Genomic DNA, 25971 nt, shown 5'->3' on the forward strand with positions numbered 1-25971 from the left:
TCAGTTGTTTTCGAGCTCGGCGATCCGCTCGGCGAGTTTCTTCCGGATGATCCGCTGGAGTTGCTGCCGCTTGGGATCCGCGTTGTCGCCCTCGGCCTGCATCTGGGCAAGCGCCTGGCGCAGTTGGGCGACATCGGTCTCTGCCGTGAGCGACTGCACGATCCGCAGGATGATGGGGCGCTGGTCGGCGCTGAGCCCCGCGAGGTCGGGATCCTCGGACGCGTCGCCGGTCCCGGGCTTGCGGGTATAGATCGCCACCGCCCGGTCCTCCCGGGTGAAGTATTTGCGCGCCACGCGCTGCACATCCTCCGCCGTGACGGCCTGAAGTTTGGCGGCAGCCTCGTTGACCTCGCGCCAGTCACCCAACCCCTCGTTCTGCAGCACCTGGAGGAAGATCGGGAAATTGGCGGTCAGCTTCCGGTACTCGAAGGCGGCGAACTGGTTCTTGACCTTCTGCAGCTCCTCCGCCGGGACCAGTTCCTCCTTCAGGCGGTCCAGTTCGGCATCAATCGCCGCTTCCACCTCCTCCGGGGTCCGACCCTCCTTGGCCTCGCCGCCAATGTTGAACAGGCCGGCCCATTTCCTGGAATCCTGCTGGGCATAGGTCTCGGTGGCGACCTCGCGGCCCAGCACCAGGCCCTTGTACAGGCGCCCGGTCCGGCCGGTGAGCAACAGCTGGAGCACGTCGAGCGGATAGCTGTCGCGGTGACGGAAGGCGACCGTCTTCCAGAGAATGTCCACCTGCGGGTTGGTCTCGGCCTCCGCGTACATGCGCTTCTCAGCCACCCCGGGCGGCTCCTGGGTGGTCACCTCCGGCGGCGGGCGGATGCCGGCGGGGATCCGTCCGAAGTAGCGCTCGACCAGCTCCACGGCCGCCTCCGGCTGGAAGTCGCCGACGAGGATCAGGGTGATGTTCTGCGGTTGGTAGAAGAGCGCGTAGAATTCGTCGGCCTCGCGTCGGGAGATGTTGGCCACGTCGCTGGGCCATCCGATGACCGGCCACATGTACGGGTGGGCGTCCCAGAACACCGCATTGAAGGTCTCGGCAAATTTCCCGAGGGGCGTGGACTCCACGCGCAGCCGGCGCTCCTCATAAACCACGTCGCGCTCGGCATAGAACTCGCGGAACACGGGGTGCAGCAGGCGCTCGCTCTCCATCCAGCACCACAACTCCAGCTTGTTGGCCGGCACATTGATGAAGTAGCCGGTCATGTCCTCCGAGGTGAACGCATTCATTCCGGAGGCGCCGGCGGTCGTGTACACCCGGTCGAACTCGTTTTTCACCAGCAGCTCGCGCTGTTCCTCGATCAGCCTGCGAAACTCCGCCTGCAGCTCCTGGTGGCGGGGCGTGGCATTCGTGGGAGGACTCAGGTCGTCCACCTCCCCCCGTCGCAGGGCCAGGCGCATGGACGCCTCCTCAAGGCGCATCAGGTCCCGGACCCGTTCCTGCTCCGCAATGAGCTCCAGATCGCGTGCCGCGTCGCGGGTGCCCAGGGTGGGGGTGCCTTTGAACATCATGTGCTCGAAGAGGTGGGCGATCCCGGTGATCCCCAGGCGCTCGTTGGCGCTGCCGACCTTGACCACCCAGCCGCCGGCGATGCGTGGTTCCTCGTGACGTTCCACCATCAGCAGCTTCATGCCATTGGACAGGTGCCGCTCGATCACGGGGATCTGCTGGGCCGCGGCCGGAACCGCCAGAAGCGTGGCCGACACCAGGGAAAGGCCCGCGCAGCGCTTGAGAAATTTCATGGAAGCCACCGGCGGCAAACATGCCGACCCGGGTTCGTTCGGCAAGCCCGACAGGCGGCGGATGTCCGGGCGCCCGTGGCGCCAAAGTTCGTCTCATCACCGTGCCGGTCGGACCGGTGCCGCCCCCCTTTTCTTGAATCATCCATCCCGGGGTTCACGGCCCGGAGCCCCGAACGGCGGGATCCTGACGGGCAGGGCGGATGGATGGGTCCGGCACCCGCCGGGCGGCGCCGATGCCGTGCCTCGCGGGAAAAATGTTCACGGTCTGGTGAACACGGGTGATGGTCGTCGGGAACTGGAGCTCAATCGGGAGCCGAAGGACGGATGAACGAGGTCGTGCAACCCCCATGGACGCGGTGGCTCTGGCTCACCGCGTCGCTGCTGCTTCTGGCCGGGGTGGCGGCGGCGGATTACCTGACGGGGTTCGAGTTGTGGTTCCTGTTCTTCTACCTGGTATCGGTGTCAGTGGCGACCTGGACCACCGGGTGGGGCGCCGGACTGCTGCTGTCGGTGCTCAGCGTCGGGGTGTCGCTCGCCGGGGATTTGGCCAGCGGTGCCCGGTACGCGAACGCCCTGGTCCCCTGGTGGAACGCCCTGATCGCCCTGTCGTTCTACCTGGCCATGGTGGCCGCCCTGACCTTCCTGCGCGCCTCGCGCGACCAGTTGGAACGGCGGGTGCAGGAGCGCACCCGCGAGCTGCGTCATGAGATTGCCGAGCGTGAACGCCTGGAACGGGCGCTCCTGGAGGTGAGTGAACGCGAACAGCGGCGCATCGGCCATGACCTGCACGACAGCCTCTGCCAGCACCTCACCGGAACGGCCCTCGCGGGCCAGGTGCTGCGGGAGAAGCTGATCGCCCGGGATCTCGACGAAGCGCGTGACGCCGAGCGGTTGGTGGGCATGGTGGAGGATGGCATCGGGCTGGCCCGCAGTCTGGCACGGGGGCTGGCGCCGGTGGAGCTTGACACGCAGGGGCTCATGGCGGCGTTGCGGGAGCTGGCGCGCACCACCAGTGCCCACAGCCCGCTCACCTGCCGCCTCGACCTGCCGGACCCCGTCCTGCTCAATGACCCGGAGGCGACCACGCAACTCTTTCGCATCGCGCAGGAGGCCGTCCGCAACGCGGTGCGGCACAGCCGGGGCCGCGAGGTGGTCATCGGACTTCACCAGAACCGCCTGGGCGTGCGCATCACGATCCAGGACGATGGCGTCGGACTTTCGCAGGCCGTCCCGGATTCCGGCGGCATGGGACTCAGCATCATGCGGCACCGTGCGGCGATGATCGGTGCCGCGTTCGCGGTCGAGTGCCTGGAGCGGGGCACCCGGGTGAGCGTGCAGACCCGTGAACTCGGGGCGGAACTGGCGGCCCCGCAGCCGGGGGGACCCGGGGCACCCCAATGGGAGATCCCGGCATGAGCCTGCCACGCCGCATCTTCCTGGTGGACGACCATCCCTTGGTCCGGGAATGGCTCACCACGCTCATCGAGCAGCAGGAGGACCTCGTCGTCTGCGGCGAGGCCGGGGATGCACCGCAGGCCCTGCAGTCCATCGAGCGGCTGCGTCCGGACGTGGTCATCGTGGACATCACGCTGCCCTCCGGCTCCGGGCTTGAGCTGGTGAAGGACATCCGCTGCGTTTCTCCGGAGAGCATTCCCCTGATGCTCAGCATGCACGACGAACTGACCTACTGCGAGCGGGCCCTGCGGGCCGGGGCCCGCGGCTACGTGTCGAAGCGCGACACCACGCGCAAGATCATCACCGCCATCCGGGAGGTGTTGCAGGGCCGGCTCTTCGTCAGCGACGAGTTGCGAACCCTGATGGCGGAGAAGTTTGTCAGCGGTTCGGCGCCGGTGTCGGATGTCCGTCAGCTCAGCGACCGCGAACTGGAGGTCTTCCGCATGCTGGGCGAGGGCCGGGAGACCCGGGAAATTGCGGAGACGCTCGGCCTGAGCATCAAGACCGTCCAGGTCTACTGCGCGCGCATCAAGGAGAAGTTCGGCCTGGCCAATGGCACGGAGCTTCTGCGGGAGGCGATCCGTTGGTGGGACGCCGGCGGAAGCCGGCGTTGAGATGGGCCGCCACCGGGGTCGAATCTCCTGTAGGGCGGCACCCGACATCACGAATCGCCGGCGCCTGACATGCCGGGGGTCGGGGGTCGGTCTAGGATCGGAGATGGGTTGCCGACATGGCTTGCTTCGCCGGGTGCTGCGGATGGTTTGCGCGGCCACGGTGGTGGGTGCGGCACACGCCTCGGGCCGGGCGCCGGCGGACGTTCTGGAGGCGGGGCCCCCAGGAAAACCCGAGGGTCCCCATATCCCGGAGCCGCTGTTGTTCGATCTCGTGCGGCCGCTCGGCGCACGGAAGGGCGAGTTGGAGGCCAATGTGGTGGGCCTGGTGCCGCTCCGGCGGACGCGAAATGGCGCGGGGCAGGCGTCGGACGAACTCGGCCTGGTGCCCCTGAGTCTCGACACCTCCCAGACGGAGTGGGCTCCCGAAATCGAGTACGCCATCCGGGACGGGCTGGCGCTTGAGCTGGAGTTCCCCTTTGAGGGGACCCGGCTGGAAGCGGTGAAGTTTGCGGTGCAATACACCATCGGAACGGCGTTTGAGGGGCAATACATCCACGGTGTGCAAACCATCGCCGAGCGGGCCGTCAACAGCACGGCCACCACCTGGGTCGCGTTGTACCTGGGCGGCTGGCGGTTCACGCCGCACTGGTCGCTGCTGGGCATGTGGGGGGTGGCGCATGAGACGGGTGCCGGAGCGGGCGGGGAAGGGGGCGACCGCACCCAGTTCCTCCAGAACCTGACGCTCTTCTACGAGCTCACGGATCGGCTGCACTTCGGAGTCGAGACCAATCTGGCGGTGTCCGGACGCGCCTTCACCACGCTCCTGGTCCTGCCCCAGTTGCAGTACGATTTCGGAAGGCATTTCTCCCTCCAGGTCGGGCTGGGTGTCGCCCGGAGCGAATCGAAGCTGCTGCCGGAGGCGGCATTCCGGGTGATCTTTGCCAACTGATCCGGGAATTGGTGGCGCCTTCACCGAGGTCTCCGGATCGAGTCCGATCACCATCAATCTCGCGGAGAGCACGGTGGACTGGAGGTTCTTCCGGGCCCGTCGCTGATTCAACCTTGCGCCGACGTCGCCCGGGCCAGTTGCCAGGCGGTAGCCAGCGTGTCGGCGTCGGCCGGGGCCTTGTCGTCCCGGATTCGCACGATCCTCGGGAACCGCAGGGCCAGACCACTGTCGTGGCGGGTGCTGGGATGGATGCTGTCGAAGGCGATCTCGAGCACGATCCCGGGCTCGACCTCGAGCCGGCGTCCGTGCCGGCGAACGACCCGCTCGTGGAGCCGGTCAGACAATCGGGCGATCTCCATGTCGGTGAGCCCGCTGTAGGCCTTGCCGAGTGTTCGGAGGGCTCCCGTCGCCGGATCCCGAATGGCGAAGGTGTAGTCACTGAGCAACCCATTGCGCCGGCCGTGCCCGTATTCCGCGGCCACGATGACGCAATCGAGGGTTGCGAGCGCACGTTTGAGTTTCAGCCAGGCGAGCCCGCGGCGTCCGGCCAGGTAGGCGGAACCGGGGTCCTTCACCATCAATCCCTCGTTGCCACGCGCGCGGGACTGGTCAAAGGCCGTCTTGATGGCCGCCGCAGAATCCACGTGATGCCCCGGCGCGCGCAGCAGCGGGGGGGGCAGCGGCAAGGCCTCGAGTCCGGCTCGACGCTCACGGAGCGATTGGCCGAGGCGGCTGGTGCCTGCCTGCCAGAGCAGGTCGAATGCCATGAGCACCACCGGCAGGTCCGCGGCCAGAAACAGGTCGGGTTCCCGCCGGCCAAGCCGTCGTTGGAGATCGGCAAAGGGCCGCGCCCGCCCGCCCTCCATGACGAGGATCTCGCCGTCGAGGATGACATCGGCAGACAGCCCCCGCGCCGCCTCTGCGAGTTCGGGGAACATCGCGGTGATCTCCTTGAGGTCCCGGGAATACACGGCCACGCGGCTTCCCACCCGGTGCAGCTGGCAGCGGATTCCGTCAAATTTGTCCTCGACCCAGACCGTCGGGGTCCCGGATTCGCTGCTGGACCTGGACCATTGGGCGGCGCGTTCCCAGATGGCTTCGGGAGTCGGCTCGGGCGAAGCGAGCATCAAACGAAGTGGCTGGAACGGCTGGAGGTCTGCTGCGTCGAGGCGTCCTTTGCGTGCCATCAGCGCCACATCACCGAGACGTCCGATGCGCCGGTGGGCCTCGCGAATTCCCTCGGGGTCGTGCCCAAACGCCAGGGCCACCGCTTCCTCAACCAATCCCTCCTTCAAGCCGATGCGCAGGTTGCCCGTGAGAATTTTGCCGAGGTATCGGGCTTCGGTTGCCTCACAACGTGCGAATGCGCGCTGAAGCAGCGGGATCCGATCCGGGGGGCCTTTGGCGGCGGCGAGCGACTGCAGGAGCGAGTGCACCGCCTGCAATCCAAGCCCCCGCTGGGCCGCGGCTGGACGGGCCGCCAGCAGCGCGGCAGCCGTCTCGCCCGTGTCGCCATGTTTCAGGTAGCCGCTGCGGAAGTCTGCATCCGAAACCCCGGCCGCGGCCGCGATGGCCTGACGCAACACCGCCCATCCCGCTCCGTGAGGGCGTCCGTCTGCAGTCAGCGATCCCCCGGCAAGCCAGGTGGTCACCCAGCCCAGTGCGGGCGGTTCGATCGTTGCGAGATAGTCCGCCAGGAGCCGCACCTTTTCCGATTTGGCCCGCAGGCTTCCAATCCGGGCGCAGGTCCGCGCGAAGCCGGCGAATGGGGGGCCGTCGTGCGGGGCCAACGCGTCCTCCGCGACGGTTGTGGCCGGTGTTTCGGTCACCGCGCGGGCCGCCGGATCCCGCCGCATCGCGCCCAGCGACAGTTCCAATTGCTCCACCTCGCTCAACGCACAGGCATCATGCCCCAGTCCCCGGAGGTGGGCGGCGAAGTCGGCCGCGAACCCATGCAGGGTGAACACGCGCCTCGGGGCGACCTGTCGGACGAAGGCCACCAGATCGGAGAAGTCGGCATGATCGCTCAACGGAAAGGCGGCATCGGCCTGGTGGCGGAAACGACAGCCGGGATCCACGGCCCATCCGGTCAGGACGGCGATCCGGCAGGATCCGAGCCGACGTCGCAGGGCCGATATCGCCATTCCGGGCGGGGCCAGCACGACCTTCCCGGCCGCCTTGCCGGCGTCGAGCGTCTCATGGGCGGGGAAGCGGTGTCCGAGCGACTCATAGACCGCCGTCAGTTTCGCCGCGGGACCACTCAACGCGACCGGGAGGCCTGCACCCGCCAGTCCGCTCAGGATTTCCTGCGACTTGCCGAGGGAATAGCCCAGGAGCACGGGCGTTTCGTCATTGTCGAGCGCCTCGCGGCAGAACCGGATCACCGACTCCAGAATCACCGCCGTCGGCGGAAATACATACTCCGGACGGCCGTACGTCGTTTCCATGATCAACAGGTCCGCCTTGCGCGGCTCGCAGGCCTCGGCGCTCAGGCCGGGCCGGAGCTTGAAATCCCCCGTGTAGAGCAGGGAAGTCCCCGAAGCCTCCAGGAGCAACATGGCACTGCCGAGGATGTGCCCCGCCGGCAGGAGGGTGATCGCCAACCCGGGAGCCGGCAGCCCGAGCCCCGCCCCGTCATACCGGCGTCCGAAATCCAGCACCTGCTCCATCCGCTCCCCCGCCACCCGGGCGCGCATCAAGCGTCGGGTGGGTTCCGACAGGAGCACCCGGGCATGTGCCGCCGTATGGTCGGCGTGCGCATGGGAAACGAAGACCGCTGCGTCCGGACCCATGGGGCGGTGGGCGTCGAGCCACAGTCCGAGGGCCGGCAGGTGAACGGCCCCCTCGTGGTAGCGAAATGCCAGCAGGTCCATGGCCCGGACACGGTACCGCGATCCGGTGGACGGGCGAGCGAGTTGCCGCCAGGAATCAGTCGAGCCTCCGGTACAGCTTCCCCGGGAGCTGACGCACCAAGCGTTTCAATTCGAGACTGAACAGCGCCACGGACACGGCGCTGGCCGGCAGCCCGGTGGTGCGAATGATGTCGTCCGGGAGGTGCTCGGCGCCGGCCTGCAGGGCGACGAGCACCCGGGATTCCGGGTCGGAGAGCGTCAGCCCCGGAAGAACAGTGGCGTCGCCATCCGTGCCGGCGGCGGGGCGGTTGGAGGGCGGAAAGAGGTACTCGAACTCGCTGAGGATGTCCTCCACCCCCTCGCACAGCTTGGCGCCCTGCTTGATGAGTTCGTGGCACCCCTTGGATCTTGGGGAATCCACCCGCCCCGGAACGGCGAACACCTGCCGCCCGTACTCGATGGCAAACTGGGCGGTGATCAGCGCGCCGCTGGTCAGGTTGGCCTCGATCACCACGGTCCCCTGGGTCATGCCGGCGACGATCCGGTTGCGGATGGGAAAGCTCTGCCGATCTGCCGGGCGGTTGAATGGGAACTGGGTCAGGACGGCGCCGTGCTCGGCGATCCGCTCGTAGAGGGCGGCGTTCTCCGGCGGGAAGACCCGGTTGATCCCCGTGCCCAGCACCGCAAGCGTGCGGCCCCTGGCGGTCAGTGCTCCCTGGTGGGCCGCGGTGTCAATGCCCCGGGCCCCGCCGCTCACCACGGTCACCCCTGTGAAGGCGAGTTGGTAGGCCAGCTTCCGGGCCACCTCCTGTCCGTAGGGTGTCGTGAGCCGGGAGCCCACCAGGGCGACTCCATTGCGATCCGCGGGGAGCAGGTGACCCCGCACGTACAGGACGATCGGCGGATCATAGATCTGACGGAGCAGGGGCGGGTACTCCTCGTCGGATGCGATCACGACCCGCACTCCCGAGGCTTCGATCCGCCGCAATTCCGCCCCGAGATCCACGGTCCGTTCCCAGCCGGCGATGGCCTCCGCGGTGTCGGTGCCGATTCCCGGAACGGACAACAGCGCCTCCCGCGATGCCCGCAGGATGACCGCCGGGTCGGGCCCCAGGTGCGCCATCAATTGGCGGAGGCGGACCGGTCCGACGTGATCCACCAGGTTGAGGGCGATGAGGGCTTCCCGCGAGGTCATGCAGCAACCCGCATAAGCGATGGGCATCCCATGCGGCAATGCCGTCCCGTTCCCCAAGTTTCGGGAGGGTACCCCGCCGAAGCCCGTCTGACGCGTGGGCCGGGATTGTGGCTCGACGCCCGGCCGGGGTTGACCCAAGACTCCGCGCGTTGTTGCCGTTGCCGCCCATGAAGCCCGCTCCTCTGTTCCGGTGCCTGATCGCCACCCTCATCGTCGTCGCGTTTGCCGGATGCGCGACGAGTCCCCGGGGGACCGAGCGGGACCTTGCGGCCTCCGGGTTCCAGGTGGTCCCCGCGACGACGCCGGAGCAGTTGAGGCAGCTCAACACCCTGCCGAACGAGCGGATCTCGGTGATCAACCGTCAGGGCGAAGTGTATTTCGTCTATCCGGACCGCGCGAAGAACCAGCTCTACGTGGGCCGCAACGCGCAGTATTCGGCCTACCAGAACCTGCTGCTGAACCAGAAGGTGCAGACCGAGGCGCTGCAGACCGAACGGGACGCCACCAATGCCGAGATCATCAACACCGAGGCCACCGCGTTGAGCGACGACCCTTGGGCGGCCTTTGGCGTCTGGCCGCTGGCTCCTTTTTGATCCGCGCGTGTGCCCCGGACTCCCGCCATGAACCGCCCTTCCATCCTCCTTTCGCTGGTCGTCGTTGCCTGGATTGCCGGGTGCTCCACCCCGTCCCGGACGGAGCAGATCGAAAGCCGGCTTGCGGCCGCCGGGTTTCGGGTGGTGCCGGCCACCACGCCTGAGCAGCGCCAGATGGTTCAACAGTTCCCCCCGGGCGAGCTCACCCTGGTGACCCGGGATGGGAAGCAATTCTACGTGTACCCCGATCTGGCCCGGATGCAGCTGTACATCGGGCAGCAGGAGCAGTACCGGGCGTACCAGGCGCGAGTGGAAATCGAGGCGGCGGCGGGCGCTGAAAACCGGGCGGCGCAACAATCGGTGATGGAAGCCCGGAACGACTCCCTGCCGGAATGGAACGAGGCCTGGGGGTCGTTCACCGGGGATTGATCCGCCCGCCCTCCCGGGGGGAGGCCGGATTGAACCTCGTGGATTTTATACAACTTCCCTTTCCCAAGCGCGGAAATCTGGGACAGTCCCGGTGTGTCGTGCCCGGGTCTGACCGTGGATGGCGACGTCATCAATGCTCTCCACCCTGATCTGGTTTTCGGCTGCCGCCGTGTCGGCCGTCGCCTTCGCCTCCCTGTTTGAATGGCTCCTGCACCGGTATGTCATGCACCGGCCGGTCGGGCCGTTTGACTACCCCTTCCGCACCCACGCCCTCATCCATCACCACGTCTTCCGGGCGGATGAGTCCTACCACGTGCAACGCGACGAGGACCGGGAGATCATCCCGATGGCCTGGTGGAATGGCCCGGTGCTGGTCGCCCTGGGATGCATTCCCTACGCCATAGCGGGCTGGGCACTGGGACACTGGGAGGTCGTGCCTGCAGCCGCCGTCGTGTTTGCCCTCTACTACGGGGTTTACGAATACCTGCACTGGTGCATGCATCTGCCGCGCCGCCGCCGGGTCGAGCGCTCCGGGATCTTCTTCCGGCTCAACGGCCATCACCTGCTGCACCACCGGTACATGCACAAGAATTTCAACGTGGTGCTGCCCCTCGCCGACCTTTGCCTTGGCACGCTGCTGCCCCGGGCCAGAACCCATTTCGCGCAGGCTCGCGGTCCGTCCGTGCCCAATGTGCAGCCGCTGACGCCCGAGCCCGTGCCGGTGGCGCACTGAGGTTGCCCGGATGGCCGGAGGCGGCCGGGCGCCCGCAGGCGAACCCGACGCCACGGGGAGTGTCCCGCGTGCCCCTCAGGAGACCCCCGCCATCCGGCGGAGGATTGCCGCCTGTGAAAATTCGGGGCGGCTGAGTTCCCCGGCGATCCGGCCCTCACGCAGGACAAGGATGCGCCGGCTCAGGGCCATCAGTTCCGGCAGTTCGCTGGAGATCAGCAGAATCGCGGTGCCCGCGGCCGCGAGGGTGTCGAGCAGACGATGGATCTCCGCCTTGGCTCCGACATCCACCCCTCGCGTGGGCTCGTCCACCAGCAGCACCGGGCATTCCAGTGCCAGCCACTTGGCGAGGGCGATTTTCTGCTGGTTGCCACCGCTCAGTTCCCGGACAGGCGCCTCCAGCGATGGGGCTTTGACCCGGAGCCGGTCGGCGTAGTGTTGCACCAAAACCCGCTCCGCCCCGCGCCGAACGATGCCTGCCGTGGCCAGGCGAGGCAGGGCTGCGAGGGACGTGTTTTCGCGGCAGTTGAGGGAGAGCAGCAGGCCGAGGCGCTTGCGATCCTCGGGTAGGAAGCCAAGGCCCGCCTGCATCGCGGCGCCGACCCGGCCCAGCGGCAGCGGATTCCCGCCCACCCGCACCGAACCGGTGGCCGCGCGGTCGAGTCCGAAAATCGCATGCGCCACCTCGCTGCGTCCGGCGCCGACAAGTCCCGCCAGTCCCAACACCTCGCCGGCGCGCAGCGTGAATTCCACCCCGGAGAAGCGGCCGGGCGACGACAGCCCCTCCACGCGCAGCCGCTCCGGTCCCAGGGGGCGCCCGGCGTGAGAGGGTTCGTGCGGGGTGATGTCGCGTCCGATCATCTGATGGACGAGGGCCTCGGGGGAGGTGTCCGCAACCGCCCCGGTCGCGACATGACGCCCGTCCCGCAGCACGGTGACCCGGTCGCACAGCCGAAAGATCTCGTCCATGCGGTGCGAGACGTAGAGCACCGTGATGCGGCGTTCGCGAAGCCGCGCCAGCAGCGAGAACAGATGTTCGCTTTCAGCCACCGACAGGGAGCTGGTGGGTTCGTCAAACACGATCACCCGGGCGCCGGTGCCGACGGCGGCGGCGATCTGCACGAGCTGTTCCTGTCCGGTGGTCAACTCCCCCAACGGACGGTCCACGTCGAACGGTGCATCCATCGCCGCCAGCATCTCGCGGGCCCGGGTTCGCATCGCGGGCCGGGACAAGACGCCGGCATGTGCCGGCAGGTCCCCGAGGCACAGGTTCTCGGCGATGGTGAGGTTGGGACAGAAGGCCAGCTCCTGATGGACCATCGCCAATCCGAGCTTTCGGGCGGCATGGGGATTGGGCGGGGAGACGACCCGGCCGTTGAGGCGGATTTCACCGGTATCCGCGCGGTGCACGCCGGCGAGAATTTTTCCGAGGGTGCTCTTCCCGGCGCCGTTCTCGCCCATGAGCGCGTGGCACGAGCCCTCCTCGACGGCGAAGCCCACCCCCTCCAGCGCATGGACGCCGGCAAAGCGCTTGGTGATGCCGTGGAAGCTGAGAAAGGCCACGGGGACGGAGCCCGCACAGGAACACCGGGTGTCAGTGCCCGACGGCGTCGGGAGCGGGAGTGGGGGTCTTCGGCGGATGGAAGAAGAGGGCGAGCAGCACCACCGCGCCGAGCGAGATCAGGCACGGCAGGACGAACAGCCCGCGGAAGTTGGTGACCCCGTCCTGGGTGTACACCGACTGCAGCAGCCAGGGGCAGATGGAGTTGGCCACCAGGGCGCCGATGCCGAGGATCATCACGTTGAAAAGCCCCTGGGCGCTGGACCGCGCGTCCTTCGGGAAGTAGGCGTCCACGAAGATGTACACCGTGGCGAAGAAGAAGGCGTAACAGATGCCGTGCAGCACCTGCACGAGGATGATCAGGCCCTGATGTTGCGGGAAGAAGGCATAGACCGCGAACCGCGCCGTGTGCCCGAGGATGCCGACGATGAGGGTGGTTCGCCAGCCAAGGGCCTTCAGCGTCGCCCCGAGGATGAACATGGTCAGGATTTCGGCCACCTGCCCGATGCTCATCACCGGCATGATCCAGTTCCCCGGAATGCCCACCGCCGGGCTGCCCAGAAAGACGCCGGTCCAGTTGAAGTAACAATTGTGGACGAACGAATCAATGAAGGTCACCACCCAGAGCACCAGGATGAACGGATGTTTCAGGAAGCGGACCGATTCGAGCCACGCGAGCTTGTTGGCGCCGGTGCCGGGCTTCGGCGGTGTGTGGGGCAGCGCCAGGCTGAAGGCCGCCAGCACGAGGGACGCGATGCCCGCAACGATGAAGGTCCAGCGCGTGGCGCTCTGCAGCGCGGGTCCGGTCAGGCCATGCTTGAGGGCCTCGCCGACCCACGCGACCAGGCCCTGCGGATTGGCGTCCGACACCTTTGCCCAGTCCACAAAGATGAACGTGAACGGCCACGCAGCGAGGATCCATCCGATGGTGCCGCCCATCCGGACCAGCCCGAACTCGCGTTGCGGATCGCGCATGTTGGCAAAGGCGATGGAGTTGGTGATGGAGATGGTCGGGACGTAGAGCAGGCAGTGCACGAGCATCAGGCTGAAGAACGCCCCGAAGGACTCGACGAACCCGAGCCCCATGATCGCCAGGCCGCCAATGAGGTGGGAAAATGAGAGGAACCTCTCGGCGGCGAAGCGCCGGTCGGCGAACTCGTTGCTGAAAAACATCCCCACGATGGAGGCCACCGGGAACGCATTGAGGATCAGCGACTGCTCCCCGGGGGTGAATCTCAGGCTGGGCAGGTAGCCGAAGATCAGCGGCAGCCAGGCGCCCCAGATGAAAAACTGGAGCACCATCATGAAGAACAACTTCAACCGGGGGGTGGAATTCATGGGCAGGGGGGAGCGGTGACCGATCGGGCGTGAAGGTAGGTAAGCCCGGCCCCGCGAAACAAGCACCGACTCCGTCCCCGTGCCGCCGAGGACGCCCGGGAGCGGTCGTTCCGACGCGGGAGCGGTAGATTCCCGGCAGGTGGTTTCGGGTGGAGGCGTTGGGGTCCCCGCCGACCCGCCTGCGGCACCTGGAGTCTTCCCAACGGCATCCGGTTCCTGGCAAGGTGCTTCCGATGATCACGTGGAGACACGGGGCGATCTGCTGGCTCCTGCTGGCGGTTCTGGGATGCGGCTGCAGTTATTCCAGGGAATGGAGGGCGGCGTCCCGACAGGCGGCGCCCACCAATGACATCACCGGCGCCTGGGTCGGGGTCTGGCAAAACTCCAACAATGACCACACCGACCGGCTGATCGCGGTGATTTCAAGGGTCTCCGAGACGGAGTATCACGCGCGGTTCAAGGCCTGGTGGCTGGGCATTCTCAGCGGGACCTTCGAGGCGACGCTCACCGGGCGTTGGGAGGACAACGCGTTTGTCTTCAGCGGCACGCAGCAGGTGATGCGGTGGACGTTTTCGCAGGAGGGCCGGGCCGATCCGCGCCATTTCCAGTCGCAATATTCCAGCGACAGCTACCGCGGAATCTTCTCGATGACCCGCCCCCCCGCGCCCTGAGCCTGCCGCGCCCCGGGCTCACCATCCGGGCAGGAGCGCCCGGATGCGTGCGGCAACCGGGCCTGCGGCAAGACGCTCCAGCTGATCTCCGGCCTCAAGCACCTCCATGCGGTCGCAGCGTGGGCGCCACGTCCGGACCCGGCTAGGCCCCCAGAGGATGAGGCCCGGGAGGCCGAGGGCGGCAGCGAGGTGGGTGATGCCGGAGTCGTGTCCGAGGAACCCCCGGCAGGCTGCAAGATGGGAGGCCACTTCGGGCAGCGGACGCGACCGCAGGACCTCCGCGGCGCCGCGGGGGAGACCGGCTGCGAGGCGATCGAGCCGGTCGCCCTCGGCCTCGCCCCCCACCAGCAGAAACCGCGATCCTTCTGTTTGCGCGAGGCTTTCGAGCAGGGCGGCCCAGCGGCTCTCCGGCCAGTTCTTGCGTTCGCTGCCGGATCCTGGATGCACCGCGAGCGGACCGTTCCGCGAGGCGTCCGCGGCGCGGCCACGAATTCGGGGCACCGGATCGGCATCAAACACGGCGAGGCGTTCGAGCGGGCGCAGCAACTGCTCGGACGCGTGGGTATCGGACGCTTCATCCGGGCGATGGGGCCCCTGAAGGAAGCCCGCGCGTGAGACGCGGCTGACGTTGGTCTGAAAGATCAGGTCCGGATCGAACAGGTAGCTGAGAATGATGTGGAACTTGCCGAAGTACGCGGCCAGTTCGGGATCCAGATCGCCCCCGCGGGCGAAGAACCCGGCGAGCGGTCGCGCCTCGATGTTCCGGGCGGTATCGGCCGCCCCTGAGGCCAAGGCCAGGGCGGCCACGTTGGGGTAGCCCAGCACCTCGATGCGGTTGCCGGGAAAACTCGCGCGCAGGGCCGCCAGGACCGGGAGGGTCAGGATGAAGTCCCCAAGGGCGCCGCCGCGGATGACCAGGATGTTTCCCTGCCGGGGGCCATCCGGACCCGGCCCGCGAATCTCCGGCGGCGCCATGGCCGGTGGCATCTGGGAAGGACCGAACCGGTCAGAGGGGCTGCCACCGCTTATGGCGGTACTTGTCCCACACCCACCGGAAGTCGGGATTGTTGGGGCCGCCGCCGGCCCAGTTGAAGCTCGAGATGCCGACGGCGGAGTCCCGGGCCGCCTTGATGGTCCGTGGATCAATCCACTTGTGCCCCTCGTAGTGGCCGTCCTGGAAGGAGAAGGTGCTGAAGTTCCCGTGGAACACGGCAAACGGATCAATCCAGCTCCGTCCCGCCACGCTCAAGACCCACGTGCCAAGGTTGGAGTTCCTGGGATCCGACTCCTCAATGAAGATGAAGGATTCGGCCGGGCTGGTCACGTCATCCACCTTGATGTACGGGGGCTGCGCGGCCTCCCAGCCCAAAATTCCATTCATCCCGTTCGCCTTGGAATAGCTGTCCCACGCCCATCCCTGTCCGGGGCGTCGGCGCGCCCGAAGGTCGCCCGGGCAATGGTAGGAGTTCACTGCGGTGAGATAGTCCCAGAGCGGTCCGTTGGTGAGGCCGGCGCGGACCCGGGTCATGGCCTGTTCCAGTGTGATGCCTCCCGAAATGTCGGGTCGCGGACCTGCCCAGTACCCGCCGCCGGTGAGCGGGGTGTTGATGCCCTGCTTGTTCCGCCAGTTGTCGGTCGGGGCCAGGTAATCCTGATTGTCACCCGAATACATGATCCAGGCGAGCGCGAGCTGTTTCTGGTTGTTGGCGCAGGCGGCGCCGGTGGCCTTGAGTTTGGCCTTGGCCAGTGCCGGCAGGAGCATGCCGGCCAAGATGGCAATGATGGCGATCACCACCAGCAGTTCGATGAGTGTGAAGCCGCGCGGCTCCCGGATGCGCGTGCGACGGAGTGAGGGGGCGAGTTTCATGGTCTTCAACGTGTCTTAAGAAGGACCCTCGCGGACGTCTGTCCACCTTCCAAGCAGGAGTTGCCAAAAAAAGCGGCCCCCGGGGCGAAATCCGCCCCACCCGATCAGCCCGTGAACCGGCGACCCACAACGATGGCGTTGTGGCCGCCGAACCCGAACGAATTGTTGGCGAACACTTCGATGCGCCGTTCCTGGGCGGTCCGGGGTACGAAGTTGAGGTCGCACGCGGCGCACTCCGGATCCGGTTCCTCGAGGTTGATGGTCGGCGGCGCCACCTGGGCCTCCACCGCCTTGCAACAGATGGCCATTTCGATCGCCCCCGCGGCCCCAAGCATGTGGCCCGTGGCACCCTTCGTGGAACTGGCCGCCAGGTGCCGGGCGTGATCTCCGAACACGTTCCGGATCATGCGCGCCTCGCAGACATCTCCGACCGGCGTGCTGGTGGCATGGCAGTTGATGTAGTCCACGGCGTCCGGACGCAGCCCGGCGTGGCGCAGGGCCATGTGCATGGCCCGGCCCGCACCCTCGCCCTCCGGGTCGGGGGCCGTCATGTGACAGGCGTCCGCAGTGTTCCCGTAGCCGACGATCTCGCAGTAGATCCGCGCGCCGCGCCGGCGGGCATGGTCCAGTTCCTCCAGGACCAGCACGGCCGCGCCCTCGCCCATGACAAACCCGTCGCGCTGACGGTCAAACGGCCGCGACGAGCGGTGGGGCTCGTCGTTCCGCGTGCTCATGGCCTTCATCGCCGAGAAGCCGGCAATCCCCATCGGCACCACGGTGGCCTCGGTCCCGCCGGCGAACATCACTGCGGCGTCCCCGCGCTTGATGGTGGCCCAGGCCTCGCCGATGGCATGGGTTGCGGTCGCGCAGGCGGAACAGGTGGCGAAGTTCGGACCGCGCAGCCGGTAGTAGAGCGAGAACAGGCCCGAGGCGATGTTCAGGATCAGCATCGGGATCATGAACGGGCTGATGCGGGACGGCCCCTTGTCGAGCAGGACGCAGTGCTGCTCCTCGGTGGTCTTCAGGCCGCCGATGCCCGATCCGAGAAAAACGCCGATCTCGTCGCGGTCTTCCCGATCGAGATCGAGGCCGGAATCCTGAAGCGCGCCCCAGCCCGCATAGACTCCGAAGTGGGAGAACCGGTCGGTGCGACGGACCTCCTTGGGGTTCGGAAATGCCGGAGCGGGCGCAAACTCGCGAACCTCCGCCGCGATCTGGCAGTCGTAGGGACTCGCGTCGAACGAGGTGATCCGCTCAATGCCGCATGCGCCCGAGACGATGTTCCTCCACAGGGTGCCGGCATCGTTGCCCAGGCTGGACACGCAGCCGATGCCCGTGACCACCACCCGACGTTCGGACCATGAACTCATCGCTTGCGCGCCATTACCCGGGAAAACACGCGCCGCGGGCAAAGGAAAAGTGACCCCGTTCACCAAAGAAAAAGGCAGCCGGGTCGCCGGCTGCCCTCTTCGGATCGAGCGCGCCCTCGATTACTTCTGCTGGTCCTCCACGTATTTGACGACGTCGCCCACGGTTTGAAGCTTCTCCGCCTCCTCGTCGGCAATCTCCAGCCCAAATTCCTCCTCCAGGGCCATCACCAACTCCACCGTGTCCAGGGAGTCCGCGCCCAGGTCCTCGATGAACTTGGCCTCCGGCGTCACCTGGTCGGCGTTTACGCCGAGCTGCTCGACGATGATGTCCTTGATGCGTTGCTCGATGGATTTTTCAGCGGCCATAGCGCGTGTTGATTTCGCGCGGCCTGTCTAGGCGTGGCCTGTGGGGGCGTCAAGCCCTTGTTCCGTCAATTTCCGCACGGGATGTCCGGGGAATTTTTCAAATTCCGGTCCGGACCCTTCGGCCCGCCCGCTGCGCCGGCTCCCGGGGTCTGCCCGGTGCATCGCATCGCTCACTCCGACAGCGCCTCCACAAGGTCGCGCAGCTCTCCGAGGGTCATCCATTCGCCCAGCCCTCCACCCGGTCCACCCCACGCCGCCGCCATCGGGCGGAAGCGGGTGAAGTTCCGGACGGGCGGCTCAGCCGCCCGAAGCGTGACCTGTCGTTCCGGGGCGACGCGCAGTCGCTGGCGCGCCGATTTGCCGTGCGGTGCGGGGAGCGCCAGCGCAACGGTCAGCGCGCCTCCCCGAACGACTGCACTGCCGTCGTTGCCGTGCCGCCGTGGCGCGCAAGGCAACGCGACGCCGGCCCGACGATTTTGGGAGTCCGGATGCCTCACCGGGTTTCTGCTGCGGCTTGCTGCAAGCCCGTCTGGCCGCGTTGGCCTCGGGTTCCTCACCGGACAGCATGTTCTCATACAGCCCGGCTCGGAACTGCTTTGGGCGCCTTGTCAGACGGGCTTTCGCGGCACCTCGCGACGAAGCCCGGTGAGAGCTCCGGGCTAGCGGGAAAGACCGCACGCGGCCCGGGCGCGCGCGATCACCCTTGAGGCCACGGCGGTGGCGCGTTCGGCCCCATCGCGGAGGATCGCGTCCACCTGGTCCAGGTGGGCCGCCAGTTCGGCCCGGCGCTTTCGGGGTTCGGCGAAATGCGCCCAGCAATGCTCCCAGAGCGCCTTCTTGACGTCCCCATATCCGGTGCCGCCGGCCCGGAGGCGGTCCTCGACTTCGGAGGCCGCATCCGGGGGGGCGACCAGCTTCAGCAACTGGACGGCGATGTTCTGGTCGGCATCCGGCTTGGGTTCCGACGGCAGCCGGCTGTCCGTCTTGATGGCCATGATCTTCTTCCGGAGGGCCTTTTCGTCGGCGAAGATCTCAATGGTGTTGCCGTAGCTCTTGCTCATTTTCCGGCCGTCTGTTCCCGGCACCACGGCGACCGCGTCGCGGATGCGCGGTTCGGGAATCACGAAGACCTCTCCGTACACGGTATTGAACTTGCCCGCGATGTCCCGGGTCATCTCGAGGTGCTGCTTCTGGTCCCGCCCCACCGGCACGACATTTGCGTCGTAGAGGAGGATGTCGGCGGCCATCAGCACCGGGTAGGCGAAGAGCCCGTGGTTGACCTTCTCGACGTCGCCTTCACCCAGTGTGGCCATCTTGTCCTTGTAACTGTGGGCGCGCTCCAGGAGGCCCATCGGGGTGACCGTGCTCAGCAGCCAGGCGAGCTCGGTGACGGCGGGCACGTCGCTTTGCCTCCAGAAAATGCATCGTGCGGGATCCAGCCCGCAGGCGAGGAAATCCAGGGCGACGTCGCGGGTGTATTCCCGCCGGCGGACCGGGTCCGTGAGCGAGGTCATCGAGTGGTAGTCCGCGATGAAGTAGTAGGTTTCCCCCTGTTCCTGAAGCTCGATGGCGGGACGCATGGCCCCGAAGTAATTGCCCAGATGCAGGGCGCCGCTGGGCTGGATGCCCGTCAAGATCCGCATGGGGCGACCATGCGGAACCGGATGGCTGCGAGGCAAGCCACGGCCATCCGGCAGCCGGCGCTGGAGTGGAATGGTGTCCTGCCTCCCCGGAGCCGCGAATCTCCCGTTGGGGAGTCGCACCAGCCGGTGGTCGGGTTCGGGCTGATCTGACCAGCCGACCCACCTGTACGTGTGCCCGCTTGCTGGGTTCCCAAAGCCGGCTCGCGGGTGATTAGGCCGGCGGATCCGTGGGCCAGGGGGCGTTTGCGGATTGAAGGCGTGGAACAGCTCTGGCTACGCTTCCCCCTGTGCATTCGGCGCCGCGATTCCGGGTCATTTCAAACCGAAAGTCCCCGGGACTCAGGGTTCGCCATGGTCTTCCTGGCGCCCTTGCCAGGGCGCGGCCTGACCAGAAACCTGCCGCCATATGAGGCGTTCGAAAGTGATCCGGCCCATTGTCACCCGATTCCCATCCTTTGCCGAAGTGGAGGCTGCGGACCGCGCCTGGCAACGTTCCCTGACCCCGCTGGAACGGCTGCGTCAACTGGAGCTCGCCCGCCAATATGCCTACGGACCTTCGGTATCTGAGCGACGACTTCCGCGAGTTCCTAACCTGTCTAAACGAAGCTGGGGTTGAGTAGCTGCTCGTGGACGGCCACGCCGTGGCGTACCACGGATATTTTCGCCCCACGCAGGATTTGGATGTCTGGGTCGCCGTCTCCGAGGTCAATGCCAGCCGGCTCGTCAGCGCGATCCAGGCGTTCTTCGGCGGCCCATTTGAAGGCCTGTCATCGGAGTGGTTCCTTGACGGGGAAAATGTCACCCGACTCGGAGCGGTGCCGAACCTCATCGAGATTCTTCCGAGAATCTCCGGCGGAGATTTTCGAAGCGCCTTTGCCCGACGGGTGACCGCCACGATGAACGGCCAGCCGGTGAACTTCATCAGCCGGGAAGACCTTCTGGTCAACAAGGGGGCTAGCGGCCGAATGAAGGACCTGGCCGACGTCGAGCAGCTGACCATGCCCGGGTAACCTCCGGATTCCCCGCCGGATACTTTGCCGGAGGGGAGAACCAGCGGACAGGACCGCCATTGACGCCCGCCGGACCCTACTCTCCCGCCGGTTCGCGAGGAATTCATGCGCACGGAACGCGTTTTCGAAGAGGTCGTCCACACGGCCATCCGGCAGCCAGCGCTGGAGTTCAATGCCGTCCAGCCCCCCCGGAGCCACGAAACTCCCGTCGGGGAGTCGGACCAGCCGGTGGTCGGGTTCGAACCCCAGGGATCCTGCTGAGGGATTGCCCGGGAACGAGGCCACGAGACCACCGTCCGAACTCCATCGCTGCAATGGCAGTCCGGTGACCAGACTCCCATCCGATTCCACGAACAGGCTTCGTCCCCACCCGGGCGCCCTGGTGAATTCGGGATCGGTGGTGCCATCGGACAACAATCGGACCAGCCCATAGGGAGCCGGGTTGGTCAACGAACCATCGAAGGACACGCCGGCAGCCGCGGCGAGGAGTCGTCCCTGCGCGTCCAGCGCCAGGACATCCACCACCTGCGATGGCTCAAAGCTCGCCGAAGCATCAAAGCCGGGATCGAGGACGAAATCGGAGGTGAGGCGGGCCATGCGGAATCGGGGAACGCCGGAGACCCGGCTGAACCGGCCGGGAACGATCCAGTGCCCGGTCGGAAGATTCAGGAGGGTGGTCACCGATGCGGCATCGAACTCGGGAAAACGCCGCTCGGTGCGCCGGCCGGTGGACGAGAACAGGATCCGTCCATCCGCGAGGGCCACCAGCCGGGTGATCCGGGACACATGGGCCAGGCGATCACCCCACTGCGGTGCGGCGGCCCCCGGCCGCGGACTGCGGATGCCAGCCTCCGTTCGGCCCAAGTTTACGACGTTGGTCCCTTCGAAGCCTGCGGAAACCATTCCGTGGTGAAGTCCCCCATTTGGACAAAGATTCCGTCGGCCTGCTCGAGATGGCTCTGGAAAGAGTTACGCACCAGGTGGGCCGCCCCGAGGAGTGGGAACCAGAGATCGCGGCTGACGTTCGAGCGTTCAGGCGGTGCCCGCCTCTGACGGGACTTCAGGACGAGAAATCCACACCCGCGGCGAGCAGGACGAAGGGTGCGAGGTTGAAGACCACGTGCGCGGCGACCGGGGCCAGCAGGTTGCCTGTTCGGACATACAACCACGCCAGGAACCCTCCCAGCAGGGACAGGGGCAGGAAGGCCGCACGGTTGGCGTGAATGAGTCCGAACCCGACCGAGGCAACGAGGTATGCCGCGCGGGGCCATCCGGCGTCGCGTAGGGCCGGAAACAGGATGCCCCGGAACAACGCCTCCTCCGCCACGGGGGCGAGCACCACGGCAAAGAGTCCGATCACCAGACGTGTCGGCCAGCCTGAGGTCAGCAGGAGGTCCACCGAGTCCTGCGGCGCCGGGGGCCATCCCAGCAGTTCCAGCAGCGTGCCGGCCGCCTCATGAACGCCATAGACCGCCGGCCCCACCACGAGCATCCACAGAAGGGCCTGCCGGAGCGCCGGACCCGGGGCCTCACACCACCCGAATCCCGAGATCCACGAGCGTCCCTCGTGATGCAGGAAGCGCCCGATGAGCCACAACCCCACCCCGTGGAAGCCGAGGCCGGTGATCACCAGCAGGACGACGGGCGACACCGGGCTTCCGGCGTCGCGCCGGATTGCAATGAGCGCAGTGGCCAACGCCGCCGCAACGAGCCACGACGTGGTCAGCGCCAGCAGCAGCCGGACCACGTTCACCCCCTGCCAGTGTTTTGGCGTCAGCACGGCAGGCAGTGAAGCCGGAAACCGCGCGGGAACCACGCGGAAACATTCCTGCACGGGACGGCGTGGGACCCCGGATTTCGCGGACCGGAAACCGCCCGGGGCATGAATTGCAGCCCCGAAGCGTCACTGCCGTGCCGCGAGGGCCGCCGCGCCTGCGGCACAGGCGAAGAACATCCCGGCCAGCATGCCAAGGGTCATGCCGGCGCAGGCCACCAGGAATTGCTGCGGATGCCCGGGACCGGCCCAGCCCAGGGCAAGATCACCACCCCAGCCCATGCCCACAATCATGCCCATGGCGGACAGTCCCAGCAGCGCCGGTCGCGGGAGGATTCCGGGCAGTGCCGCGGTCGCCCGCCACATCGGTGGAAGCCCCCCCAGCAGCATGCCGATGAACATCCATGGTACGCCCCCGGACATCGAAAAGTAATCGTGGCTCCGGCAACAGAGGCAGACCCCGTCGCGCATCACCGGACCGAATCCGGCATCCACCCACCATCCCAGGAGCATGCCCAGGTTGCCCGGGCCGATCATGGCCCCGGCCATCCGCAGCCCGGGCACGGCCCAGTGGCCCCTGGCAAATCCTGGAGCGGAAAACCTGGGGCGCTCCAGCCAGGCGAACAGGGCACCCAGACCCAGGAGCGTCGCGGTGGCGAGGCAGGCCGTCAGGCCTCCAAGATTCCCCAGATGGATCACCCAGGGGACCTGCAGGGCGCAACAAGCCGGCACCAGCCAGGCGCGAAGACCGTTGGAGCGTCGCGCCGGGGAGGGTTCGGGGTGACAGTCGGCGTCCCGTCCCGAACGGACCGCGCGCCAGGAGACGATGGTGCTGCTGCCGACCATGAGCAGGGCTGCGGTGATCGGATGCAGGTGGCCGGTGGCGGCAAGACCCATTCCGAGGGCGTTGTAGAAGGCGGCGAACAGGAGGTTCGACCGGATGGCGTCGCGTACGCGGCGGGTGAGCTGGATGGCCCGCGGAATTTCCGTCAGGTCGTCCCCGCAAAGCAGGGCGTCGGCACTGGCGGACGCCAGGGGTGCCCCATGGACGAGGGCGACGCCGACGGAGGCGCTTTTCAGCGCCGGGGCATCATTGATTCCATCTCCGACGAAGACCACCGTGTCCCCTGCCGCACGCGCCGCCATCACGTGGTGGGCCTTGTCCCCCGGCGTTTGCGCCGCCGCGATCTCGATGGCCGATACCGGTTCGGGTGTCCCGGCTGTGGCGGATTCCAGCACCTGTTGCGCCCGGCCGGGTCGGTCGCCGGTGAGCACGCCGACCCGGCAGCCGAGGTTCCGCAACCAGGCCAACGCCGGGGCTGCCGACGTCCTGGATCGTTCCCGCACCTGCGCCAGCCCCACCAACTGCCCGTCCACTTCCAGCGCCACGCGGGGGTCGTCCGAACCTCCGCGCAGCTGCGCCTCAAGCACCTCCCGGGCCGCGGTGTGGCCGATCCAGTCCGGATGTCCGATCCGCACGTGAAGCTCCCGGCGGTCCTGCCGGACCCAGGCCTCGATTCCCGCGGCGGGGACCACCTTCACGGACTGCACGAGCACCGGGGGGACTCCCCTCTCGGGGACGGGGGCCGAGACGAAGGCGCGGGCCACCGGATGGCGGGAGCGTTGCTGGACGGCCCGCACCAACTGGAGCCATGCACCGCGCGCCTCCGGCACCCTCGTCACAAAGTCCACCAACGATTGCCGGTCCTCGGTGAGGGTGCCGGTCTTGTCGAAGATCACGTGGTCGGCACGGGCAAGGCGCTCCAGCGCCTCGCCGGAGGTCACGATGAACCCGCGCGCGGCGAGGGTCGCGAGCACGTTCCAAAGCCCGAGGGGCGTGGCCAGGCCCAGCGCGCAGGGACACGCCACCAACAGCACCGCCAGCGCATGGAACAATCCCTCGCTCCAGTGCCCCCGGGCGGTCCAGACGCCGAACGTGATTCCCGCAACGGCCAGGACCAGGGGCAGGAACCACCGCGTGATGCGGTCCGCCAGCGGAAGGGCACCTGCGGCATCCGCCGTTTGTCCTGCGGCGCCGGCAGTCTCCTGTCGCGTTGTCTCCACCAGCAACAGGAGTTCATCGAGACGTCGCCGCCGCCCCTGGGTGGTGGCGGCGATCAGGAGTCCCCCATCCTCGGCCCAACTGCCGGCAAGCACCGCGTCTCCCGGACGCCGGACGACCGGGAACGGTTCCCCGGTGAGCGGCGTCTCCCGCACGAACGACGATCCTTCAACGATCCTCCCGTCCACGGGCACCGCCTCGCCGGGATCAATCCGGATGCGGTCGCCGGGCTCGATCACCGCGACGGGGACCATCCGGGTCGAGCCGTCGCCCAGAAGCTGGCGGCAATGATCGAAGGTGTCGCGCAACCGCCGGCTTTCCGCCACCGCCCGTTCGCGGGCGCGCGCGGTCAGCGCCTTTCCTGCCGCGTACACCACCAGCAGGACGGCGACGACCTCGTAATAGACCGCCCCGATGCCGGTGAACGTGCTCCACACGGAAGCCCCGAAGGCCCCGGCGATGCCCGTCAGGAAGAGCAGTTCGACGGTGACCCTCCGGCGGCAGGCGCACTCCCAGGCCGCGCGAAGCATCGGTCCGCCCAGCAGCACAAACACCACCGCGGCCGATCCCGCCAGCAATCCATGCAGCAACCCGCGCAGGCGACCCTCCGGTGGCGTCAGGTTCACCGCAAATCCCAGCAACATCGCCTGGCTCGCCAGCGCGACGCCAATGCCGATGCGGAACCACGGGTTCCCCGCGGCCGGTTCCCGCACCGGGCCCGCACCGGGCGGCCGCGGACGCCGCTCGCCCAGCAGGCGGCATCCGTAACAGCAATAGCGCTGCGCCGGTTCCCCGGATGCCGACGGCGCCGCCAGGAAGTCCACGGGCAGCGGGCCGCCGCAGTGGCTGCAGCCCTCCCTGCTGGAGACCGACGCGCTGACCGTCGTTGACACGTCCGGAGTATGGGACCGGACGGCCGGGGTGCGAGCCTGGAAGCCATCGGGGCCGTCGTCGGGGCGCATTGCAATTCCTGGTGGGCCGAGCCTCCGGAGTGCTCGTGTCGAGCCTCCACCAACTTGGCTTGCCGTTTTACGGACCGCCCTGCGGAGCGCACCCCTGTAAGCCAGGCTCCGGGAACTCCATGCGCTGGCTCAGAAGAACCTTCGCCCCCACCGGGAACGGGCCTGGATGGTGTACGAGGATCCACCATGGACCTGTCCCTCTGTCAGTCCCTCTGAGCTGCGGGACCAATGGCGGCGGTACGTGCAGGGTCGGTGGGGATACTACCGACTCGCGACGGAGCGGCGACCGATCTACCGAACTGAAGGGTGGATTCGACGACACATCCGCTGTTGTTTCTGGCAACGCTGGCATGACTGGCGGGGCCGAAAGCGACACCTCCGGTCGTTGGGTGTTCAGGGAGCCGCCCTGAAGACGGCCCACACTTCGGCGGGGGCTTGGCGGGTGGCCAAATTGCTGGCCCTTCAACGCGCCTTGAACAACGCGCTCCTACGCCGCTGGAAATTCCTCATGCCATCGAATCTTGGGGCCTCCGTGCAACTTGGCCCCTGCGTTCAACCGCCGGATGCGTGAAAACCGCATGTCCGGTGGTGTGGGAGGGTGTCGGGGCGCAATCCCCGGCACCCGACCCGATTTCCGCTTGGGACACCAGATGTACTGGCCTCCGAACTCCTCGGCGAAGGTCTGCTTGTGGTTGACCCACCAGAACCGCATTCCCCGGCCAGCGGAACACGCACACGGTCGGGCAGGCAAGGGGAGCCGCAGCCGAGGCGGGTTGCGCGT

The 25971-nt window shown here is 67.5% G+C and carries 21 protein-coding genes and 1 pseudogene; 8 read left to right on the top strand and 14 right to left on the bottom strand.

Annotation, left to right across the window (positions count from 1 at the left end):
- Positions 1–1749, bottom strand: coding sequence for an insulinase family protein (locus tag KF791_17245; GenBank protein ID MBX3734325.1), 1749 nt, complete (start codon positions 1747–1749; stop codon positions 1–3).
- A 324-nt stretch (positions 1750–2073) separates the two neighbouring features.
- Between KF791_17245 and KF791_17250 the strand changes: the two genes are divergently transcribed.
- From KF791_17250 to KF791_17260, 3 genes are all read left to right on the top strand, one after another.
- Positions 2074–3165, top strand: coding sequence for a sensor histidine kinase (locus KF791_17250; GenBank protein ID MBX3734326.1), 1092 nt, complete (start codon positions 2074–2076; stop codon positions 3163–3165).
- The gene (locus tag KF791_17255; GenBank protein MBX3734327.1) at positions 3162–3818 is read left to right on the top strand and encodes a response regulator transcription factor; all 657 of its coding nucleotides are present in this window, start codon (positions 3162–3164) and stop codon (positions 3816–3818) included. Before KF791_17250 ends, KF791_17255 begins: the two co-directional genes overlap by 4 nt.
- A gap of 103 nt (positions 3819–3921) precedes the next feature.
- The gene (locus tag KF791_17260) at positions 3922–4767 is read left to right on the top strand and encodes a hypothetical protein (protein ID MBX3734328.1); all 846 of its coding nucleotides are present in this window, start codon (positions 3922–3924) and stop codon (positions 4765–4767) included.
- A 107-nt stretch (positions 4768–4874) separates the two neighbouring features.
- Here the strand turns inward: KF791_17260 and KF791_17265 are convergent, their stop codons facing one another.
- Together KF791_17265 and dprA are read right to left on the bottom strand one after the other, a co-directional pair.
- Positions 4875–7640 (bottom strand): ATP-dependent DNA ligase, encoded by a 2766-nt coding sequence (locus KF791_17265; GenBank protein ID MBX3734329.1) that lies wholly within the window; start codon positions 7638–7640, stop codon positions 4875–4877.
- A gap of 55 nt (positions 7641–7695) precedes the next feature.
- Positions 7696–8814: a DNA-processing protein DprA gene (gene dprA, locus KF791_17270; GenBank protein ID MBX3734330.1), complete on the bottom strand. Its 1119-nt coding sequence runs from the start codon at positions 8812–8814 to the stop codon at positions 7696–7698.
- A 167-nt stretch (positions 8815–8981) separates the two neighbouring features.
- Between dprA and KF791_17275 the strand changes: the two genes are divergently transcribed.
- The 3 genes from KF791_17275 to KF791_17285 all read left to right on the top strand — a co-directional run bounded on the left by KF791_17275 (position 8982) and on the right by KF791_17285 (position 10569).
- Positions 8982–9407: a hypothetical protein gene (locus KF791_17275; protein MBX3734331.1), complete on the top strand. Its 426-nt coding sequence runs from the start codon at positions 8982–8984 to the stop codon at positions 9405–9407.
- Positions 9408–9434: 27 nt separating this feature from the next.
- Positions 9435–9836 carry a hypothetical protein gene (locus KF791_17280; GenBank protein MBX3734332.1) on the top strand — a complete coding sequence of 134 codons (402 nt, stop codon included), beginning with the start codon at positions 9435–9437 and terminating at the stop codon, positions 9834–9836.
- 133 nt (positions 9837–9969) lie between these two features.
- The gene (locus tag KF791_17285; protein ID MBX3734333.1) at positions 9970–10569 is read left to right on the top strand and encodes a sterol desaturase family protein; all 600 of its coding nucleotides are present in this window, start codon (positions 9970–9972) and stop codon (positions 10567–10569) included.
- Positions 10570–10644: 75 nt separating this feature from the next.
- Here the strand turns inward: KF791_17285 and KF791_17290 are convergent.
- Positions 10645–12108: pseudogene (locus tag KF791_17290) on the bottom strand (sugar ABC transporter ATP-binding protein).
- Between the two features lie 52 nt (positions 12109–12160).
- Positions 12161–13465, bottom strand: coding sequence for an MFS transporter (locus KF791_17295; protein MBX3734334.1), 1305 nt, complete (start codon positions 13463–13465; stop codon positions 12161–12163).
- 233 nt (positions 13466–13698) lie between these two features.
- On the opposite strand from KF791_17295, the gene KF791_17300 reads away from it, so the two are divergent.
- Positions 13699–14136: a hypothetical protein gene (locus tag KF791_17300; protein MBX3734335.1), complete on the top strand. Its 438-nt coding sequence runs from the start codon at positions 13699–13701 to the stop codon at positions 14134–14136.
- Positions 14137–14154: 18 nt separating this feature from the next.
- On the opposite strand, the gene KF791_17305 is transcribed toward KF791_17300, so the two are convergent.
- The 9 genes from KF791_17305 to KF791_17345 form a co-directional block, all read right to left on the bottom strand.
- Positions 14155–15123: a glycosyltransferase family 9 protein gene (locus tag KF791_17305; protein ID MBX3734336.1), complete on the bottom strand. Its 969-nt coding sequence runs from the start codon at positions 15121–15123 to the stop codon at positions 14155–14157.
- Positions 15124–15142: 19 nt separating this feature from the next.
- Positions 15143–16003: a type II secretion system protein gene (locus tag KF791_17310; GenBank protein MBX3734337.1), complete on the bottom strand. Its 861-nt coding sequence runs from the start codon at positions 16001–16003 to the stop codon at positions 15143–15145.
- Positions 16004–16107: 104 nt separating this feature from the next.
- Entirely contained in the window at positions 16108–17373 is a 1266-nt protein-coding gene (fabF, locus tag KF791_17315) for a beta-ketoacyl-ACP synthase II (GenBank protein ID MBX3734338.1), read from the bottom strand.
- Between the two features lie 120 nt (positions 17374–17493).
- The gene (gene acpP, locus KF791_17320; protein MBX3734339.1) at positions 17494–17739 is read right to left on the bottom strand and encodes an acyl carrier protein; all 246 of its coding nucleotides are present in this window, start codon (positions 17737–17739) and stop codon (positions 17494–17496) included.
- A 170-nt stretch (positions 17740–17909) separates the two neighbouring features.
- A complete protein-coding gene (locus KF791_17325; GenBank protein ID MBX3734340.1) occupies positions 17910–18194 on the bottom strand; it encodes a hypothetical protein in 285 nt (94 codons plus the stop codon).
- A 204-nt stretch (positions 18195–18398) separates the two neighbouring features.
- Positions 18399–19382 carry a tryptophan--tRNA ligase gene (gene trpS / locus KF791_17330; protein ID MBX3734341.1) on the bottom strand — a complete coding sequence of 328 codons (984 nt, stop codon included), beginning with the start codon at positions 19380–19382 and terminating at the stop codon, positions 18399–18401.
- A gap of 767 nt (positions 19383–20149) precedes the next feature.
- Positions 20150–21295 (bottom strand): delta-60 repeat domain-containing protein, encoded by a 1146-nt coding sequence (locus tag KF791_17335; protein MBX3734342.1) that lies wholly within the window; start codon positions 21293–21295, stop codon positions 20150–20152.
- A 157-nt stretch (positions 21296–21452) separates the two neighbouring features.
- Positions 21453–22172: a CPBP family intramembrane metalloprotease gene (locus KF791_17340; protein ID MBX3734343.1), complete on the bottom strand. Its 720-nt coding sequence runs from the start codon at positions 22170–22172 to the stop codon at positions 21453–21455.
- 123 nt (positions 22173–22295) lie between these two features.
- A complete protein-coding gene (locus KF791_17345) occupies positions 22296–25121 on the bottom strand; it encodes a heavy metal translocating P-type ATPase (protein ID MBX3734344.1) in 2826 nt (941 codons plus the stop codon).
- Between the two features lie 235 nt (positions 25122–25356).
- Here KF791_17345 and KF791_17350 point away from each other — a divergent pair, with 235 nt between their 5' ends.
- Positions 25357–25761, top strand: coding sequence for a hypothetical protein (locus KF791_17350; GenBank protein ID MBX3734345.1), 405 nt, complete (start codon positions 25357–25359; stop codon positions 25759–25761).
- Positions 25762–25971 lie beyond the last annotated feature (210 nt).

This window comes from Verrucomicrobiia bacterium (assembly GCA_019634635.1).
GTDB lineage: Bacteria > Verrucomicrobiota > Verrucomicrobiia > Limisphaerales > UBA9464 > UBA9464.

Bases quoted from the DNA above. Each gene is read 5' to 3' on its own strand.
- KF791_17245 (MBX3734325.1), bottom strand. From the start codon at position 1,749: ATGAAATTTCTCAAGCGCTGCGCGGGCCTTTCCCTGGTGTCGGCCACG.
- KF791_17250 (MBX3734326.1), top strand. From the start codon at position 2,074: ATGAACGAGGTCGTGCAACCCCCATGGACGCGGTGGCTCTGGCTCACC.
- KF791_17255 (MBX3734327.1), top strand. From the start codon at position 3,162: ATGAGCCTGCCACGCCGCATCTTCCTGGTGGACGACCATCCCTTGGTC.
- KF791_17260 (MBX3734328.1), top strand. From the start codon at position 3,922: ATGGGTTGCCGACATGGCTTGCTTCGCCGGGTGCTGCGGATGGTTTGC.
- KF791_17265 (MBX3734329.1), bottom strand. From the start codon at position 7,640: ATGGACCTGCTGGCATTTCGCTACCACGAGGGGGCCGTTCACCTGCCG.
- dprA (MBX3734330.1), bottom strand. From the start codon at position 8,814: ATGACCTCGCGGGAAGCCCTCATCGCCCTCAACCTGGTGGATCACGTC.
- KF791_17275 (MBX3734331.1), top strand. From the start codon at position 8,982: ATGAAGCCCGCTCCTCTGTTCCGGTGCCTGATCGCCACCCTCATCGTC.
- KF791_17280 (MBX3734332.1), top strand. From the start codon at position 9,435: ATGAACCGCCCTTCCATCCTCCTTTCGCTGGTCGTCGTTGCCTGGATT.
- KF791_17285 (MBX3734333.1), top strand. From the start codon at position 9,970: ATGCTCTCCACCCTGATCTGGTTTTCGGCTGCCGCCGTGTCGGCCGTC.
- KF791_17295 (MBX3734334.1), bottom strand. From the start codon at position 13,465: ATGAATTCCACCCCCCGGTTGAAGTTGTTCTTCATGATGGTGCTCCAG.
- KF791_17300 (MBX3734335.1), top strand. From the start codon at position 13,699: ATGATCACGTGGAGACACGGGGCGATCTGCTGGCTCCTGCTGGCGGTT.
- KF791_17305 (MBX3734336.1), bottom strand. From the start codon at position 15,123: ATGCCACCGGCCATGGCGCCGCCGGAGATTCGCGGGCCGGGTCCGGAT.
- KF791_17310 (MBX3734337.1), bottom strand. From the start codon at position 16,003: ATGAAACTCGCCCCCTCACTCCGTCGCACGCGCATCCGGGAGCCGCGC.
- fabF (MBX3734338.1), bottom strand. From the start codon at position 17,373: ATGAGTTCATGGTCCGAACGTCGGGTGGTGGTCACGGGCATCGGCTGC.
- acpP (MBX3734339.1), bottom strand. From the start codon at position 17,739: ATGGCCGCTGAAAAATCCATCGAGCAACGCATCAAGGACATCATCGTC.
- trpS (MBX3734341.1), bottom strand. From the start codon at position 19,382: ATGCGGATCTTGACGGGCATCCAGCCCAGCGGCGCCCTGCATCTGGGC.
- KF791_17335 (MBX3734342.1), bottom strand. From the start codon at position 21,295: ATGGTTTCCGCAGGCTTCGAAGGGACCAACGTCGTAAACTTGGGCCGA.
- KF791_17350 (MBX3734345.1), top strand. From the start codon at position 25,357: ATGGTGTACGAGGATCCACCATGGACCTGTCCCTCTGTCAGTCCCTCT.